The organism is Dactylosporangium vinaceum, from assembly GCF_019904175.1.
Classification (GTDB): domain Bacteria; phylum Actinomycetota; class Actinomycetes; order Mycobacteriales; family Micromonosporaceae; genus Dactylosporangium; species Dactylosporangium vinaceum.
The window spans coordinates 8,522,250-8,538,329 of sequence record NZ_CP061913.1 but is presented as its reverse complement, the minus strand read 5'-3'; the positions used below and the strand labels follow the sequence as shown (position 1 = coordinate 8,538,329).

Below are 16,080 nucleotides of genomic sequence, written 5' to 3'. Positions count from 1 at the left end.
CATGACTGAGGCACTCGCCGCCGATACGGACGTCGTGTCGCGGCTACGGGAGCGCAGCATCGAGATGCGCCTGGCGAATCTCGAGCTCGTCGAGGTGGCCGGCTCCGGGCACTACGGGCCGAGCTTCTCCTGCATGGAGATACTGGTTTCGCTGTACTACGGCTTCCTGCGGGTGCGCCCCGGCGAGCCGCAGTGGCCGGGCCGCGACCGGTTCGTGCTCGGCAAGGGCCACGCCTGCTCGGCGCTCTACCCGATCCTGGCCGATCTCGGCTTCTTCCCCGAGAGCACGCTCGGCACCTTCACCCGGCTGGGCAGCCCGCTCGGCGACCACCCGGACATGCGCAAGATCCCGGGCATCGACTTCTCCTCCGGCTCGCTCGGCCACGGGCTGTCGATCGGCACCGGCATGGCCGACGGCGTCCGCCTGGCCGGCCGTGACAGCCGGGTCGTGGTGCTGCTCGGCGACGGCGAGCTCAACGAGGGCCAGGTCTGGGAGGCCGCCGCCTACGCCGGCCACCGCGGCCTGGCCAACCTGCTCGCGATCGTCGACGTCAACCGGGTGAGCGTCGACGGCTTCACCCGCGACCTGCTCGACTTCGAGCCGATCGACGGGCGCTTCGCCGCGTTCGGCTGGCACGCCGAGCGCGTCGACGGGCACTCGCACGCCGACCTGCTCGCGGCCTACCGGGCCTTCGACGAGCGGCGCGCGGCCGACCCCGACGGGCCGCCGACAGTGCTCGTCGCCGACACCGTCGCCGGCCGGGGCGTGGACTTCATCGAGGGCATGGCCGAGTGGCACGTCGGCTACCTCGGCGGGGTCGACCGCGACCGCGCCGTCGCGTCGATCCGCCGCATGTTCCACCGGGAGGGCCACTGATGCGCACCGCCATGAACATCGCCCCCGACGGCTCGCGCAACGTCGCCGATCTGCGCGATCCGGCCTCGTTCGACCACGTCGGGCGGGACGAGGGCGCCGACTTCGCGGCCGGGCGGGTCCTCGCCGACCTGGCCGACACCGACCCCCGCATCGTCGTCGGCTGCGCCGACCTGACGTACGTGACCCGCCTGGCCGTCTTCGGCGCCCGCCACCCCGAGCGGTTCCTCTACTACGGCATCGCCGAGCGCAACATGCTCGGCGCCGCGGCCGGCCTGGCCACCACCGGGCTCATCCCGTACGTGTGCACGTTCGCCTGCTTCTCGGCGATCCTCGGCTACGAGAACATCCGCACCGACCTCGCCTACCCGGGGCTGCCGGTCCGGGTCCTCGGCACGCACGCCGGCATCTCGATGGGCTTCTTCGGCACGTCGCACCACGCGACCGAGGACATCGCCGCCCTGCGCGCGGTCGCGGGCCTGATGGTGGTCTCGGCGGCCGACCCGGTCGCCACCGAGGCCCTGCTGCGCGGCACCGTGGAGCACGACGGCCCGGTCTACTTCCGCATCGGCCGCGGCCGCGAGCAGACCGTCTACACCGGCGTCGACCAGCTCCGCCTCGACCGGCCCACCGTCCTGGCCCGCGGCGACGACGTCCTGCTGCTCGCGACCGGCGTCATGGTCCAGGAGGCGCTCGCCGCCGCCCGGTCGCTGGCCGCCGACGGTGTCGCGGCGACGGTCGCCGACGTGCACACGCTCAAGCCGTTCCCGGCCGCCGCGGTCGCCGAGCTCGCCGCCGCCCACCGCAGCGTGGTCACCGTGGAGGAGCACACCGTCGAGGGCGGCCTCGGCACCCTGACGGTCGAGGCCCTCGCCGCCGCGGGCGTCGGCACGCCTGTGCACAAGCACGGCCTGCGCGACGAGTTCGCGCTCGTCGGCCCGCCGACCCACCTGTACCGCTACTACGGCCTCGACGGCGCCGGGATCGCCACCGTCGCGCGGCGCATGCACGAGCGCCGGGCCACCACCCGGCTGGTCGCCGAGCCGCTGTGGACGGCCGACGACCGCGCCGCCGTGCTGCGCCGCTGACCGTGCGGACCCTCGTGCTCGGCGGCACCGGCCTGATCAGCACCGCCATCACCCGGCGGCTGCTGGACCGCGGCGACCGCGTCACGCTGCTCAACCGGGGCACCGGCGCCCCGCCGTTCGGCGACGCGGTCACCACGGTCCACGGCGACCGCGCGGACGTGGACGCCCTCGGGGCGGCCTGGGACGCGCACGGCGACGGCCACGACGCCGTCGTGGACATGCTCTGCTACACCCCGGCGGACGCCCGGGCCGCGATCGAGGCGTTCGGTGGGCGCACGCCGCACTACGTCATGTGCAGCACCGTCGACGTCTACACCAAGCCCGCCCACTACCTGCCCGTCGACGAGCGGCACGAGCGCGCACCGGACCCGGCCTTCGCCTACGCCCACGACAAGGCCCGCAGCGAGGAGGTCCTGCGCGCGGCCGGGCTGCCGCTCACGATCCTGCGGCCGGCCGCCACCTACGCCGACCACGCCGTCGCGTCGATCGGCTCCTTCGACCTGGCCGTGGAGCGCCTGATCGCCGGGCAGCCGGTCATCCTGCACGGCGACGGCACCAGCCGCTGGGCCGCCGGGCACCGCGACGACGTGGCCCGCGCGTTCGTCGCGGCGACCGCGCGCCCCGCCGCGGGCCGGGCCTACAACGTGACGGGGGCGGAGGTGCTGACGTTCGAGGAGTACTGGCGCGCGGTCGCGGACGCGCTCGGCGTCGAGCCGCACTTCGTGAAGATCCCCGTCGCGGTCCTGGGTGAGCTCGCGCCGCAGGCCGCGTTCTGGTGCGTGCACAACTTCCAGTACGACAACGTCTTCGACTGCACCGCCGCCGCCCGCGACCTCGGCTTCGCCTCCACCGTCCCCTGGGCCCGCGGCATCGCGGAGGGCCTGCGCCACCGCACCCCGGGCCCGGTCGACACGTCCGAGCGGGCGACCTACGACCGCATCGTCGCGGCCTGGCCGGCCGGGCGATGACAGTCGTCGTGCTTGACGACGACCCGACCGGCACCCAGTGCGCGGCCGGGGTCGAGGTGCTGCTGCGCCCGGCCGCGGTGGGCCCGCTGCCGCCCGGGAGCGCGTGTGTCTACGTGCTGACCAACACCCGGGCGCTGACCCGCGACGCCGCCTTCGCGCTCGTCGCCGGGCTGCGCGACCGGATCGGCCCGGGGCACCACCTCGTCCTGCGCGGCGACTCCACGCTGCGCGGGCACGTGTTCGCCGAGATGGGGGCGCTGGGCCTGCGCCGGGGCGTGGGCCTGATCGTGCCCGCGTACCCCGCCGCCGGGCGGGTCACGGTCGGCGGCGTGCACTACCTCACCGCCGGTGGCGCCGCGGTCAACGTCGCCGACACCGAGTTCGCCCGCGATCCGGTGTTCGGCTTCACCGCCCGCACGATGACCGACTGGGTGCACGAGCTCGGCGGGCGGCGCCCGGTGACGCTCGTCAGGCGCGGCGGCCCGCTCCGCGCCGCGCTGCTGGAGACCCCGGACGGCGGCGTCGTCATCCCCGACGTGGAGTGCGACGCCGACCTCGCCCCGATCGTCGCCGGGCTCGCGGCGGCCCGGGCGGCCGGTCGCCACGTCGTCGTGCGCTGCGCCGCCCCGCTGGCCGCGCGCATCGGGGGTGTGCCCGGCCGGCTGGTCCGGCCGTCCACCCGGGCCGAGCGGCTGCTGGTGGTCTGCGGGTCGCACACCGCCGCCGCGACCGCCCAGCTGGACGCCCTCGGCCTGCCCCGGCTGGAGCTGCCGACCGACGGCGCCGGCGCGCCCGCGCCGGCAATCGTGGCGCAGGCCCGGCAGCGGCTGGCCGCGACCGGGATCGCCGTCGTCACGACCGAGCGGCGGCGCCGGGCCGAGCACGGCAGCCTCGCCGACGGGGCCGCCGTGATGGCCGGGCTGATGGCGGTGACCCGCGCTGTCGCGCCGGCCGTCGACGCCGTCATCAGCAAGGGCGGGATCACCTCGGCCGAGGTGGCGACCACGGGCCTCGGCGGGGCGGTGGCCACGGTGCGCGGCCAGCTCGAGACCGGCATCCCGCTGTGGGAGGTCGGCGGGGTGCCCCTGGCGGTCGTGCCGGGCAACATCGGCGACGCCGGCACCCTCGCCCGGATGGTCGGCTACTTCAGCGCACGGTGAGGCCGCCGTCCACGGCGAACGTGGCGCCGGTGGCGTAGCGGGACTCGTCGCCGGCCAGGAACACGGCGATGCCGGTCAGGTCGGCCGGGGTCCCCAGGCGGCCGATCGGGGCGCCGGCCAGCAGCGCGGCGTGCACCTGCGGGTCGGCCAGCAGCGGCTCGATGAGCGGGGTGCGGGTGGTGCCGGGCACGATGATGTTGGCCCGCACACCCTCGGCGGCGTAGTCGGCGGCGACGATCCGGGCGAGGGCCATCATGCCCGCCTTCGACGCGCCGTACGCGGTGTTGCCCCCGCCGGACATGCTCAGACCCGTCGGCGAGCCGCACAGGATCAGCGAGCCCGACGGGGCCGCGCACAGCGCCGGCAGCGCGTGCTTGACGGTGAGGAACGCCCCGGTGAGGTTCACCGCGATGGTCCGCTCCCAGGTGTCGAGGGACACGTCCCCGGCCCGGCCGTCGACGTCGTGCAGCTGCTGCCCCGCGCACACGTAGACGAAGTCGGCCCGCTCGTGGGCCCCGGCCCAGGCGGCGAACGCGGCGGCCACCGACGCCTCGCCCGTCACGTCGGCGGGCAGCGCCACCGCGGCCGGCCCGAGCTCGGCGGCCAGCGCATCGAGGGCGTGGCCGGGCCGGTCGAGCAGGCCGACCACCGCGCCCTCGGCCGCGAAGGTCCGGGCCGCCGCGGCGCCGATGCCGCCCGCCGCGCCGGTGATGACGCCGACCTTGCCGGACAACCGGTTCATAGGTGGCCTTCCTCGGTGATGGTGGCCGCGGGCCGGCCGGGGATCAGGGTGGCGGTGCACGTCGCCTCACCGGGCACGGTGGCGGCCAGGATGTCCGGGTCGCCGGTCGGCACCCCGATGAACGGCCGGCCGCGCAGGGCGTGCAGCCGGCGCAGCAGCCCGCCCGGCGCACCGTCGAACAGCACTGTCACGGTGGCCGCGCGGCGCAGGGCGATGACGCTGCCGAGCAGCCAGGCCGCGCCGGCGGGGGAGGCCTCGCGCGGATCGGGCGGGTCGAGCGGGGAAGCGGGGGAGTTGGCGTCGGCCCGGCGCCGCAGCGCCAGGGGCCCGACCACGAGCGGGAGGCCCGGCGCGATCCGCGCGGCCTGCTCGACCATGAACGGCATCGCGTGGACGGTGGCCAGGACCGAGGGCGTGTCGCTGTGGTGGGCCTGGGCGGTGATCGGGAAGGTGACGAAGTCCCAGTCCTGCGGTCCGCCGCCGGTGAGCCGGTTGAGCTCGGCCAGGTGGGCCCGGGAGCCGCCGCCGACCGGGGCGTCGCACCCGCCGTCGCGCAGCACCGCGCGGACGAGCGCGGCCGTGCCCGGCGCGGTCGTGTGCGTCGCGGGGTCGAAGACCGCCACCCGTGTCGCACCCCGCTCGGCCACCCGCTCGGCCGCCGCGCGCAGCCACGCCGCCGAGTCCGAGATCAGCGCGACGGCGCCGACGCGCGCGGGCAGGGGCCCCGCGGCCAGGGTCGCCGGCGTCACATCGATGCAGTCGCGGCCGTACACCTCGATGGAAGGCACCGAGGTCAGCGGCCCGCTGACCGTGACGCTGCGATGGAGCTCCTCGCCCGCGCGGAAGCGGCGCGGACCGCCCCCGGTCAGCGGCGGCGAGTAGCTCTTCCAGCCGGGATCGGACCAGTTGCGGTGGTCCTCCATCTCGAACACGTCGCTGAGCTCGATGGTGACGGGCACGCCGGCGTCGTAGCGCAGCACGCGGAAGCCGGTGGCCGGCGGGTGCGGGTCGATCGCGACGCCGAACGTGCCGGAGCCGATGTCGGTGTGCATGGCCCGGCCGGCCAGGGCGAGCGGGTGCAGCAGGCACACGCCGATGCGCCGGCTGTCCACGTCGCGCAGGACGGTGCCGCGCATCTCGAACCGGACAGCGGCGGGGCCCAGCTCGACGGTGCCCTCCCAGCGGAAGACGTCGCCGTGGACGCCGAGCAGCGTGGCCCCCGTCGCCGACCCGGCCACGACGCGGACGTCGGCCGGGTAGGTGCCCCACGCGGCGTCGCGAACGGTGACCATCATCGCGTCGAGCGCGCGGAAGCCGCTGATGCGGACGTCCCGCAGGGCGTTGTCGGCGACGGTGACCGCGGCGCCGCCGGTGGCCAGGCGCATGGCTAGACGGCACCCCCGAGCGCGGCCCAGACCGCCCGCGAGTCGGCGAGGTGCTCGTTCATGGCCCGCTCGGCGCCCTCGGGGTCGGCGGCCACGATGCGCTCGAGGATCAGCGCGTGCGCCCGCAGCGCCTTGTCCGGCCGGTCGGGCGAGCCGAGGGTCTTGCGCCGGATCTCCAGCAGCGCCGGCTCGATCGAGTCGAGCATGACGACGAACAGCGGGTTGCGGGTGGCCACGGCGATCTGGCGGTGGAACGCCACGTCCAGGGACGAGGCCAGCTCGACGTCGTCCTTGGCCGCCTCCATCTGCGCGTGCAGGTCGCGGAGCCGGTCGAGGTGGGCGGCCTGCGCCTCGCGGGCGGCGATCCGCGCGACCCGCGTCTCGAGCATCTCCCGGACGTCGTTGATCTGCTCGTAGCGCAGCAGGTCGCCGTCGGTGCCCGCGCGGGAGCCCTGCACGAACAGCCGCAGCGTCTGGCTGGCCGTGTCGACGCCGACCCGGGCCACGACCGCGCCGCTGCCCGACCGGACGTCGAGGACGCCCTTCGCGGCGAGGGAGCGCAGGGCCTCGCGCACCACGGTGCGGGAGACGCCGAAGCGCACGCCGAGGTCGCGCTCGGACGGGAGCCGGTCGCCCGGCTTCAGGGCGTTGCTCGAGATCATCTGCAGCACGCTGTCGGTCACCCGGTCCGACAGCGTGGGCGCCCGTTCGAGCGTGGGGAACTGGACGGCTTCGTCGGTCACTGCACCTCCCTGGATTGTGGTATTCCATCATGCCAAACGGGCTCCCTCCTGTGCACAGCGGTACCTGTCGTTGACGCACCGCAGCACCGGGGCGCTCACCAGCGCGGCCGCCGGCAGCGGGGCGGCGGCGCGCAGCGCGAACCGGGCGGTCTCCCCGGGCAGGAGCGTGACGAGCATCCGGTCCGTCTCGGCGGCCGGGTCGAGGCGGTCCGGAAACAGGCAGAGGTCGCGCAGGAGGGTGGCCGCGGTGACGGTGACGCCGTCCGCGTCGGCGGTGGCGGTGAACTCGGCCGGCGGGTACTCGAGGTCGCGGTCCTCGCGGTAGAACCAGTCGGCCGTGCGCCCGTCGAACGCGACCCGCAGCAGCTCCCGCTCCGGCCGGCCGGGCTCACCGAGGAGCCGGAAGCGGCGCACGCCCCGGGGCGGGCAGGACACCGCGACGGTGCCGGCGGCGAGGGCCCGGCCGTCGAAGTCGTGCCGGGTCACCGCGGCCGTGCCGGCCCAGCCCTCGTCGGTGTCGTTGACCAGCACCAGTTCGAGCCCGGCGCGGCCCGGCTGGATGCTCAGCAGGCGGGGCGCGTACATGTCCCGCAGCGCGTACCAGGCCGGTTTGCGCCGCCGGTCGCCGTCGATCACCGCCCAGGACGGGCCGGGCCAGCAGTCGTTGAGCTGCCACCAGACGGTACCCATGCAGGTCGGCTGGGCCGAGCGGAAGTGCCCGACACCCACCTGCACGGCCCGGGCCTGGACGAGCTGGGTCAGGTAGAGCCAGTCGTCGAACTCCAGCTCGGCCCGGCCGGTGCCGAAGTGGTCGGCGAGGCCGCGGTCGAGCTTGGCGTCACCGTCGGCCGCCTTCTGATGCCCGTCCGCGCTGTCACCGATGCCGCGGGTGTACGTCGAGAAGGTCGGCGGCCCCGAGTAGCCGAACTCGGCCACGAACCGCGGCGTGCGCCCCCGGTAGGCCAGGTAGTCCTCCTCGTTCCAGACGTTCCACACGTGGCTCACGCCGTGCCGGTCGTCGTTCGGGTGGCGGTCCATCGAGCCGGAGTACGGGCTGCCCGCCCAGTACGGCCGGGACGGGTCCAGCTCGGCGACGAGCCGCGGCAGCAGGTCCAGGTAGTAGGACTCGCCCCAGGCCCGGCCGCGCAGCGGTTCCCGCCAGTCCCAGTCGAACCAGCCCCAGATGTTCTCGTTGTTGCCGTTCCACAGGGCCAGGCTGGGGTGCGGGGCGAGCCGCACGATCGCCTCGCGCGCCTCGGCCTCGACCTCGCGGGCCAGCCGCCCGTCCTGCGGGTACGCCGCGCAGGCGAACGGGAAGTCCTGCCACACCAGCAGTCCGAGCTCGTCGCACACGTCGTAGAAGGCGTCGGTCTCGTACAGTCCACCGCCCCAGACCCGCACGAGGTTGACGTTGGCGTCGAGGGCCTGGGTCAGCCGGTGCCGGTACTCGCCCGGCCCCGTGCGGGTCACGAAGGTGTCGTCGGGGATCCAGTTGACGCCGCGGGCGAAGACGGGCCGGTCGTTGACGAGCAGCACGAACCGGCTGCCGATCTCGTCGTCGCCGGTGTCGAGCGCGACCGTGCGAAACCCGATCCGGCGGCGCCAGCTATCCCCTGTGGACAGTCGCACCTCCAGCTCGTACAGCGGCTGCTCGCCGTGCCCGGCCGGCCACCAGAGCGCCGGGTCGGTCACCGTCAGCGCGATGGCGCCCGGCCCCGGTGCGCAGGCCCGCACCCCGGCCACCGACGCCTCGACCGTCACGTCCGCGGGCCCGTCGGCGTACTCGAGCTCGACGTGCACCGTGACGGTCCACGTGTCGCCGGCCCGGGTGACGACCGGGCGCACCGACGCGAGCCGGGCCGTGTGCCAGGTGTGCAGCTCGACCGGCCGCCAGATGCCCGCGGTGACCAGGTCCGGCCCCCAGTCCCAGCCGAAGTTGCAGGCCATCTTGCGGATCACCGGATAGGGCCGGTGGAACGGGTTCGGCCAGTCGCCGCCGGTCTCGGCGGTCCGCGCCGCGGCGAAGCGCTCGGCCGATGCGAGCTCGACGGTCAGCTCGTTGCCCTCGGCGCGCAGCAGCCCGTCGACCGGGAAGCGGTAGCTGCGGTGCATGTTCTCGGTCCGGCCCAGCTCGACGCCGTTGCACGTGATGGTGGCCAGGGTGTCGAGGCCGTGGAAGACCAGGTCGGACCGGGCGCCCGGGGCGGCGTCGAAGGTGGTCCGGTAGCGCCAGTCCCGGTGCCCGATCCACTGCGTGGCGACCTCGTTGTCGCCGAGGTGCGGGTCGGCGATGGCCCCGGCGGCGAGCAGGTCCGTGTGCACGCAGCCGGGGACCGTAGCCGGAAACTCCCGGCCGGTGGAGTCCCGCAGCGTCCAGCCGCCGTCAATCCTTGATCGCACCGGTGAGCACGCCCTTCGTGAAGTACCGCTGGAGGAACGGGTAGACGATGAGGATCGGCGTGGTGGCGATGACGACGACGGCCATCTTGAGCGACTCGGCGGGCAGCCGGGCCGCGGCCGCGCTCGCCTGGGCCGAGGTGCTGAGGCTCTCGCCGCGGATCACGTACTGGTTGAGGACCAGCTGGATCGGCCACTTCTGCGAGTCGTCGAGGTACAGCAGGGCGTTGAAGAAGTCGTTCCAGTACCCCACCGCGTAGAACAGCGCCACGACGGCGAGCACGGCCTTGGACAGCGGCAGCACGATGCGCACCAGGATGTGCCACTCGCCGGCCCCGTCGATGCGGGCCGAGTCGACGATGTCGCGTGGGATCTCCATGAAGAAGTTGCGCAGCACCACGATGTTGAAGGCGCTGGCCACGACCGGCAGGATCAGCGACAGGTACGAGTCGATCAGGCCCAGCGACTTCACGAGCAGGTAGTTGGGGATGACGCCGGCCGTGAACAGCATGGTGCCGATGACGGCGTAGAGCACGAACCGGGTGCCCGGCACGTCCCGGGTGCGGGTGAGGCCCCAGGCCATGCCGATCGACACGACCATCGACAGGGCGGTGCCGACGAGGGTGACGGCGACGGAGACGGCGAGCGAGCGCAGGACGACGTCGCCGCCGAAGATCTGCCGGTACGCCTGCAGCGAGTAGTCCTCCGGCAGCAGCCCGCCGAGGATGCTGTGCGCGTTCGCGGCGAAGCTCCCGGCGACCACGTAGATGAAGGGGTACAGCATCACCAGGACGATCGCGGCGATGACGACGGCCTTGAGGGTCTGCAGCGGCCACCGGGGCGTGGCCATCCACGGGGGGCGGTGCGTGACGGCCATCAGAAGAGCCCTCCGTTGCCGGTGCGCTTCGCGATCCGGTTGGCCGCGATCACCAGGACGGTGCCGATGACGCCCTTGAACAGCCCGGCCGCGGTGGCCAGGCCCCACTCGCCGCCGACGACGCCGCGGTAGTAGCCGAAGGTGTCGACGACCTCGGCCGCGCCGGCCCCGACCGCCTGCTGCTGCAGGAGCAGCTGTTCGAAGCCGACGCTGAGCACGGTGCCGAGGCGCAGGATGAGCAGCAGCACGATGACGCCGCTGATGCCGGGCAGCGTGATGTGCCAGGTCCGCCGCCAGCCGCCGGCACCGTCGACCGCGGCCGCCTCGTAGCGTTCGAGGGGGATGGCGGAGATCGCGGCGAAGAAGATGATGGTGCCCCAGCCGATCTCCTTCCACACGACCTGCGCGGTGACGAGGCCCAGGAACGTGTCCGGGTTCGCCATCAGGTTCTGCTGCCCGAACCCCAGCGCGTGCAGCAGGTCGGCCACCGGGCCCACGCCGCCGGCGACGGCCTGCCAGATCGAGATGACGATGACCCAGCCGAAGAAGTGCGGCAGGTACACCACCGACTGCACGAACCGCTTGACCCGCTCCGACAGCAGGCTGTTGAGCAGCAGGGCGAGCAGGATCGGCGCCGGGAAGGCCACGACGACCTGCAGCAGGCTGATCAGCAGCGTGTTGCGCAGCGCGTTGGTGAACTCCGCGTCGCCGAACAGCTCGGTGAAGTTGCGCAGGCCGACCCACGGGCTGGCGGCGAAGCCGATGAACGGGGAGTAGTCCTTGAAGGCGACCAGGTTGCCGATCATCGGGACGTACTGGAAGACGGTGAAGTAGAGCACGCCGGGGACGATGAACAGGTACATCCACCGTTCCCGGAGCACGCGGGTCGCGGTCGTCATCGCGGCGCCACCTCTACTTGGCGTCCTGGAACTCGCGGCGCACGGCGTCGCCGCCCTGCGCCTTCCACGTCTTGCGAAACTCGTCGAGCTTGCTCAGGGGCTGGCGGCCGCTGACGAACTGCTTGAAGTTGTCCTGGATCATGTCCGTCAGCGACTTGCCCTTGGCGATGTTCGTCGCCGAGACCTTGGTCATCGTCGGGTCCCGCACGAGGTTGGGCTGGACCTGCTCGAAGTACCGCTGCACCGGCTCGGACTGGTTGGGCGGGCCCGGGATGTAGATCGTCGCCTCGCCCGGGCTGTTGACGTACTGGCCGCTGAGCTCGGCGACGAGCTTCGGCTCGGTCGACGGCGTGGGGATGCCGTCCACCATCGTGTAGTTGTGGTCCAGGACGCCGTAGTTGATGAGCGTGTACTCGGCGCTGCCGAACGGCGCGGCGAAGTAGTTGAGGATGCCCAGCAGCTCGCGGACCTTCTTCTCGTCCTTGCCGAGGCGCGACGGGATGGAGAACATGCCGAAGCCGGCCGGGCCCTCGTAGAAGCCGGGCTTGGAGGCGCCGTCCCTGCCGGGCGCGATGAACGGCTTGATCGCCGTCACCGGGTCGGGCACGCCGTCGATCGGGGTGCCGCGCAGGTACGTCATCGAGGCCAGGATGTTGCCGCCGAAGAAGCCGGTGGTGCCGGCGACCCACAGCTTCTGCGCCTCGCTCCAGCCGTTGCCGACCGCGTTGGGGTGGAAGACGCCGGCCTGGTAGAGCTTGGCCAGCCACTCGACGGCGGCGGCGAACTCGTCGGTCTCGATGTCCTTGGTGAGCGTGCCGTCGGCGTTGCGCCGCCACTGGTTGGGCACGCCGAACATGGACAGGATCAGCTCCTGGTCCCAGGGCGTGATGGCGCCGAACGCGAACTTCCCGCCGGTGGAGAACGCCTTGAGCATCGTGGCCATCTCGTCGGCGTTGGTGGGCGCCTTCCCGCCCAGCTTCTGCAGCCAGTCGTCGCGGTAGAGCGGCTGGCCGGTGTTGGCCGCCGGCACCGGGCGGGGCACGCCGTAGAGGCCGCCGCCGACCGCGGAGTTGCGCCAGGTGATCTCGGGCAGGGCGGCGAGGTTGGGGTAGTCCTGCACCGCGTCGCCGCCGACGTACTTCGTCAGGTCGATGAACGCGCCCTGCTGCACGGCCTTGAGCGCGGACGGCACCTTCTGCAGGTGCACGTACATGATGTCGGGGATGTCGCCGGCGATGAGCGTGTTGGTCTTCTGCGGCAGGTCGCTGTCGGTGGTGAAGGTCTGTTTGAGCGTGACGTTGAGGTCCTTCTGCAGCGCCTCCAGCCACGCGTTGTTCGCCGGCGGCGGGTCGCCGAAGTTGACCTGCATCGTGCTGACGGTGCCGCCTGAGCCGGGCGGGGTGCGCACCGACCTGGCCGGGCTCGCCGGGTACTGCGTATAGGCCGTCGGCACCCCCGGGACCTTGCTGTCGAGCTGGCCGGGCAGGGCGGGCGGCGGGGTGTACCGGGGCAGCTTGACGCTGGAGTTGTCGCCGGTGGCGGGGCCGGGGCCGGCGCTGCCGCTGTCGCACGCGGCGAGCACGGAACCGGCGGCCAGACCAGCGGTCAGACCCAGGAAGCTGCGGCGGCTGAGGCGATCCATGCTGTCTCCCCTTCTCGATGGTCAGGTGGAATGCCGTATGCTGACATGCCAGCCGAGGAAATGTAAACACCTGGTTTCGAAGCCGAGGACTTGTCCATGCATACCGTGACAATCGACCCAAATGCTCCCCGCTTCCTGATCGACGGCGCGCCCGCGTTCCTGCTCGCCGACACCCTCTGGGCCGCGTTCGTCCGCCCGACGGAGCAGGAGTGGGTCGCGTACCTGCGGCTGCGCCGGCGGCAGGGATTCAACGCGGTGAACATCAACGTGCTGCCGATCCCGCACGACCGCTCCGCCGCGCCGGGCGAGCGCGAGCCGTTCGCGGTGCGCCCCGACGGCTCCTGGGACTTCGACGCGCCGGACCCGGCCTACCTCGCCAATGCGCGCCGGATGCTCGAGACCGCGGTGGAGCACGGGATGGTGCCGATCCTCGTGGTCCTGTGGTGCAACTTCGTGCCGGGCACCTGGGGCGCCGCGCTCACGCCCGGCCTGGTCATGACCGAGGAGCAGACCGCGGCGCACGTCGACCGCGTGGTCGACGCGTTCGCCGACCTCGGCGTCGTCTTCGCGGCCAGCGGGGACGAGAACTTCACCGATCCGCAGTCAACCGACCGTTATGCATTCGTACTGCGCAGGCTGCGGGACCGGGCGCCGGACAACCTGCGCACGCTGCACCCCGCCCCGTTCGTGACACCGCCGGCCGTGCTCGCCGACGGGGACCTGGTCGACTTCTACGGCTACCAGGCGGGCCACGACGACGACTGGAGCGTGCAGCCGGTGAACAACGGCGACGCCCTGCGCCGGATGCCGGTGCGCCGCCCGATCGTCAGCATGGAGCCGGTCTACGAGGGCCACGGCTACGGCAAGGGCCGGGGCCGGCACACGGCGGCCAACGTCCGGCTCGCGTCCTGGACGTCGGTCCTGGCCGGCTCCGGCGCGGGCCTCGGCTACGGCGCGCACGGTGTCTGGCCGTGGCACCGGCCGGGTGAGCCGTTCTCCGGAGAGCACTTCTCCGGCACCCCGTTCCCGGCCGACGTCGCGCTGCGCTTCGACGGCGCCTGGGACGTGGGCCTGCTGCGCCGCATCGTCGAGGAGCACGACCTGTGGGACCTGCGGGTCCGCCCGGAGCTGGTCGTGGACGACCGCAGCGGCGCGTGCTTCGCCGTGCAGGACAGCCCGCGCCGCGCGGCCCTCTACCTGCCGCATCCGTTCGCGGTCACGCTCGACCTCGACCTGTCCGCATACCGGGTCAGCAGCTGGAACCTCGGCGCCCGCAACCGCGACCACCCGGTCGTCCGGTTCGGCGGCGGCCGCACGGTGGTCGAGCAGCCGGAGTACCTCGCCGACACCCTTGTCCTGTTCAGCGGCTGAACGTGCAGCGGGGTCCCCGGGCCCGGGGACCCCGCTGCGGGCTACGCCTGCCGGACGGTGACGTTGTCGACGCCCGCCTCGACGAGGCTGGCGGTGGCGGCGTCCGCGGCCTCGAAGAGGATCTGGACACTCTGGCCCGCGTACGGCGTCAGGTCGGCGCTGCCCGTGGACCAGGCGGCGTCGCGGTCGGTGGCCGCCCCGGCCGCCGTGAACAGCACGGTGGTGCCGCTGCTCGTGACCACGCTGACCCGGAAGAAGTCGGCCGCCGTGGCGTTGTCGGCGTGGGCGAGGTACCACGAGTAGCCGAGCGTCAGCGTCCCGCTCGCCGGCAGTGCGATGCTCGGCGAGCGGATGCTCGTCGTGCCGCCGTCGACGTCGTTGGCGCCCGCGCTCGCGCCGGCCAGCCGGGCCGTCACCAGGTCGTTGCTGCCGCTGACCGTGGTGCCGAGCTGCTTGGGCCCGCTGGAGTCGGTGGCCTCGGGGTCACCGCGCTCCCAGGCACCGGTGACCGCGGTGTCGGTGCCGTTGGGGTTGGCGACCCAGCCGCGGCCCGTCTCGAAGTCGTCGGACCAGACGGTGGTGGCGCCGGCCCCGCAGTACTGGGCCTCCTTGCCGATGACCCGGTACGGGCAGTCGGCGTACTCGGCGATCTGCAGGCTCGCCTCCCGGTTGAGCGCGGTCTGCGCGGCGATCACCTCGTCGGGCGGGTAGAAGCCGCCGCCGCTGCTGCCCGACGGGTACATCTCGAACGTGTAGGACCAGACGCCCTGCTCCGCCCACAGCCAGTCGTCGATGGTGCCGTCGGTGATGTAGAGGTCGCTGGCCTGCTCGGGGGTGTACCCGTTGGTGGCGGCCATCTGCACGCCGAGGGTCCGGAACGTCGCCTCCTGGTCGGCGTCCAGCCCCGGCGCCGTGCCGGCCGTCGTGTACCCGAACGGCCAGAGCACCAGCTTGCCGTACGTGTGGAAGTCGATGTGGGTCTTGATCTGCTGCACACCGCCGACCCGGCGGCCCAGGACGAAGTCGCGCACCCGCTGGGTCTCCGGCGCCGAGAAGGCCGACGCCCCGCGGTACGTCTCCGAGCTGGTGGTCCCCGACGATCCGCCGCAGCAGCCCCAGTTGTACCCCCAGTTGCGGTTGAGGTCGGTGCCGACGTTGCTGCTGCCGGCGTTGGGCTGCCGGTTCTTGCGCCACGACCGGTAGGCCCCGGTGGCGATGTCGTACTCGCCGCCGTCCGGGTTCATGTCCGGCACGATCCAGATCTCGCGCGAGTCGACCACGCCGGTGATCCGCGCGTCGGTGCCGTAGCCGTCGGTGAGCTGCTTGATGAGGTAGAGCGCCATCTCGACGGTCAGGTGCTCACGCGCGTGCTGGTGCGCCGTGTAGAGGACCTCGGGCTCGTTCTCGTCGGCGGCGACGTTGTCCGAGATCTTGATCAGCGGGATGTCGCGCCCCTCGTACGATGTCCCGAGGCTCGTCTTGCGCAGGATGGCCGGGTGGTCGGCGACCGCCTGGTTGAGCTCGGCCGTCATCTCGGCATAGTTGTGGTACTGCGAGTCGGCCGACGGAAAGTCCTGGACGGTCGGCGGCCCGGGCGGACCCGCCGGGCGCAGCGCCTTCGTGACGGTGAACCCCTGCTGCCGCAGCCACGCCACCTCGGACGGTGTCGCGCTGATGTCCGCGACGCCGTGCTCGACGCCGTCGAGCGCCGCGCCGCTCGCCGCGATCCGGTTGCGCTGTTCGAGGGTGGTGACCGCGTCGACCAGATACGGCGAGGCAGTCTCGGCGGTGTCGGCCGCCGCGGGTTCGGCCGCGACGATCAGGGCACCGCTCGACGCCAGGACAAGCGAGAGCACCGCGCTGAGCCTCCGGGTTCGGCTCATCAAGCCTCCTTGGGTGGTGGAGGTACACGAGCATCCAGAGGACCACCGAAA

Annotated in this window: 13 protein-coding genes; 5 read left to right on the top strand and 8 right to left on the bottom strand. The window is 73.2% G+C overall.

Translation table 11 applies throughout. The features are described 5' to 3' along the window. Nucleotide 1 precedes the first annotated feature (1 nt). Genes Dvina_RS38235 through Dvina_RS38220 form a run of 4 tightly spaced genes read left to right on the top strand, consistent with a single transcriptional unit; the run spans nucleotide 2 to nucleotide 4,090 of the window. Nucleotides 2-877, top strand: a complete 876-nt coding sequence (locus tag Dvina_RS38235; protein WP_223094548.1) for a transketolase — start codon at nucleotides 2-4, stop codon at nucleotides 875-877. After that, the gene (locus tag Dvina_RS38230) at nucleotides 877-1,962 is read left to right on the top strand and encodes a transketolase family protein (protein WP_223094546.1); all 1,086 of its coding nucleotides are present in this window, start codon (nucleotides 877-879) and stop codon (nucleotides 1,960-1,962) included. Before Dvina_RS38235 ends, Dvina_RS38230 begins: the two co-directional genes overlap by 1 nt. Before the next feature lie 2 nt (nucleotides 1,963-1,964). Next, nucleotides 1,965-2,930, top strand: a complete 966-nt coding sequence (locus Dvina_RS38225; RefSeq protein WP_223094544.1) for an NAD-dependent epimerase/dehydratase family protein — start codon at nucleotides 1,965-1,967, stop codon at nucleotides 2,928-2,930. A gap of 8 nt (nucleotides 2,931-2,938) precedes the next feature. After that, nucleotides 2,939-4,090 carry a four-carbon acid sugar kinase family protein gene (locus Dvina_RS38220; RefSeq protein WP_223094542.1) on the top strand — a complete coding sequence of 384 codons (1,152 nt, stop codon included), beginning with the start codon at nucleotides 2,939-2,941 and terminating at the stop codon, nucleotides 4,088-4,090. Here the strand turns inward: Dvina_RS38220 and Dvina_RS38215 are convergent. The 7 genes from Dvina_RS38215 to Dvina_RS38185 are packed head-to-tail and all read right to left on the bottom strand — an operon-like array spanning nucleotide 4,077 to nucleotide 12,775. Beyond that, entirely contained in the window at nucleotides 4,077-4,832 is a 756-nt protein-coding gene (locus tag Dvina_RS38215; protein ID WP_223094540.1) for an SDR family NAD(P)-dependent oxidoreductase, read from the bottom strand. The two genes, Dvina_RS38220 and Dvina_RS38215, sit on opposite strands and share 14 nt — an antisense overlap. Further along, on the bottom strand, nucleotides 4,829-6,217 hold the full coding sequence (locus Dvina_RS38210; protein WP_223094538.1) for a D-apionate lactonase family protein: 1,389 nt from the start codon (nucleotides 6,215-6,217) through the stop codon (nucleotides 4,829-4,831). The genes Dvina_RS38215 and Dvina_RS38210 overlap by 4 nt, the downstream gene beginning before the upstream one ends. A 2-nt stretch (nucleotides 6,218-6,219) precedes the next feature. Beyond that, nucleotides 6,220-6,960: a FadR/GntR family transcriptional regulator gene (locus Dvina_RS38205; RefSeq protein WP_223094536.1), complete on the bottom strand. Its 741-nt coding sequence runs from the start codon at nucleotides 6,958-6,960 to the stop codon at nucleotides 6,220-6,222. 27 nt (nucleotides 6,961-6,987) lie between these two features. Next, nucleotides 6,988-9,360 (bottom strand): glycoside hydrolase family 2 protein, encoded by a 2,373-nt coding sequence (locus tag Dvina_RS38200; RefSeq protein ID WP_223094534.1) that lies wholly within the window; start codon nucleotides 9,358-9,360, stop codon nucleotides 6,988-6,990. Next, on the bottom strand, nucleotides 9,344-10,234 hold the full coding sequence (locus tag Dvina_RS38195) for a carbohydrate ABC transporter permease (RefSeq protein WP_223094532.1): 891 nt from the start codon (nucleotides 10,232-10,234) through the stop codon (nucleotides 9,344-9,346). Before Dvina_RS38195 ends, Dvina_RS38200 begins: the two co-directional genes overlap by 17 nt. Further along, the gene (locus Dvina_RS38190) at nucleotides 10,234-11,133 is read right to left on the bottom strand and encodes an ABC transporter permease (RefSeq protein ID WP_223094530.1); all 900 of its coding nucleotides are present in this window, start codon (nucleotides 11,131-11,133) and stop codon (nucleotides 10,234-10,236) included. Before Dvina_RS38190 ends, Dvina_RS38195 begins: the two co-directional genes overlap by 1 nt. Nucleotides 11,134-11,146: 13 nt before the next feature. Next, nucleotides 11,147-12,775: an extracellular solute-binding protein gene (locus Dvina_RS38185; RefSeq protein WP_223094528.1), complete on the bottom strand. Its 1,629-nt coding sequence runs from the start codon at nucleotides 12,773-12,775 to the stop codon at nucleotides 11,147-11,149. A gap of 96 nt (nucleotides 12,776-12,871) precedes the next feature. Between Dvina_RS38185 and Dvina_RS38180 the strand changes: the two genes are divergently transcribed. Continuing rightward, nucleotides 12,872-14,146, top strand: a complete 1,275-nt coding sequence (locus Dvina_RS38180; RefSeq protein ID WP_223094526.1) for a glycoside hydrolase family 140 protein — start codon at nucleotides 12,872-12,874, stop codon at nucleotides 14,144-14,146. Between the two features lie 41 nt (nucleotides 14,147-14,187). On the opposite strand, the gene Dvina_RS38175 is transcribed toward Dvina_RS38180, so the two are convergent. Then, a complete protein-coding gene (locus Dvina_RS38175) occupies nucleotides 14,188-16,032 on the bottom strand; it encodes a M14 family metallopeptidase (RefSeq protein WP_380030717.1) in 1,845 nt (614 codons plus the stop codon). Nucleotides 16,033-16,080 lie beyond the last annotated feature (48 nt).

Excerpts from the sequence above, each read along its gene's own strand:
- Dvina_RS38235 (WP_223094548.1), top strand. The coding sequence starts at position 2 with ATGACTGAGGCACTCGCCGCCGATACGGACGTCGTGTCGCGGCTACGG.
- Dvina_RS38230 (WP_223094546.1), top strand. The coding sequence starts at position 877 with ATGCGCACCGCCATGAACATCGCCCCCGACGGCTCGCGCAACGTCGCC.
- Dvina_RS38215 (WP_223094540.1), bottom strand. The coding sequence starts at position 4,832 with ATGAACCGGTTGTCCGGCAAGGTCGGCGTCATCACCGGCGCGGCGGGC.
- Dvina_RS38210 (WP_223094538.1), bottom strand. The coding sequence starts at position 6,217 with ATGCGCCTGGCCACCGGCGGCGCCGCGGTCACCGTCGCCGACAACGCC.
- Dvina_RS38195 (WP_223094532.1), bottom strand. The coding sequence starts at position 10,234 with ATGGCCGTCACGCACCGCCCCCCGTGGATGGCCACGCCCCGGTGGCCG.
- Dvina_RS38190 (WP_223094530.1), bottom strand. The coding sequence starts at position 11,133 with ATGACGACCGCGACCCGCGTGCTCCGGGAACGGTGGATGTACCTGTTC.
- Dvina_RS38185 (WP_223094528.1), bottom strand. The coding sequence starts at position 12,775 with ATGGATCGCCTCAGCCGCCGCAGCTTCCTGGGTCTGACCGCTGGTCTG.
- Dvina_RS38180 (WP_223094526.1), top strand. The coding sequence starts at position 12,872 with ATGCATACCGTGACAATCGACCCAAATGCTCCCCGCTTCCTGATCGAC.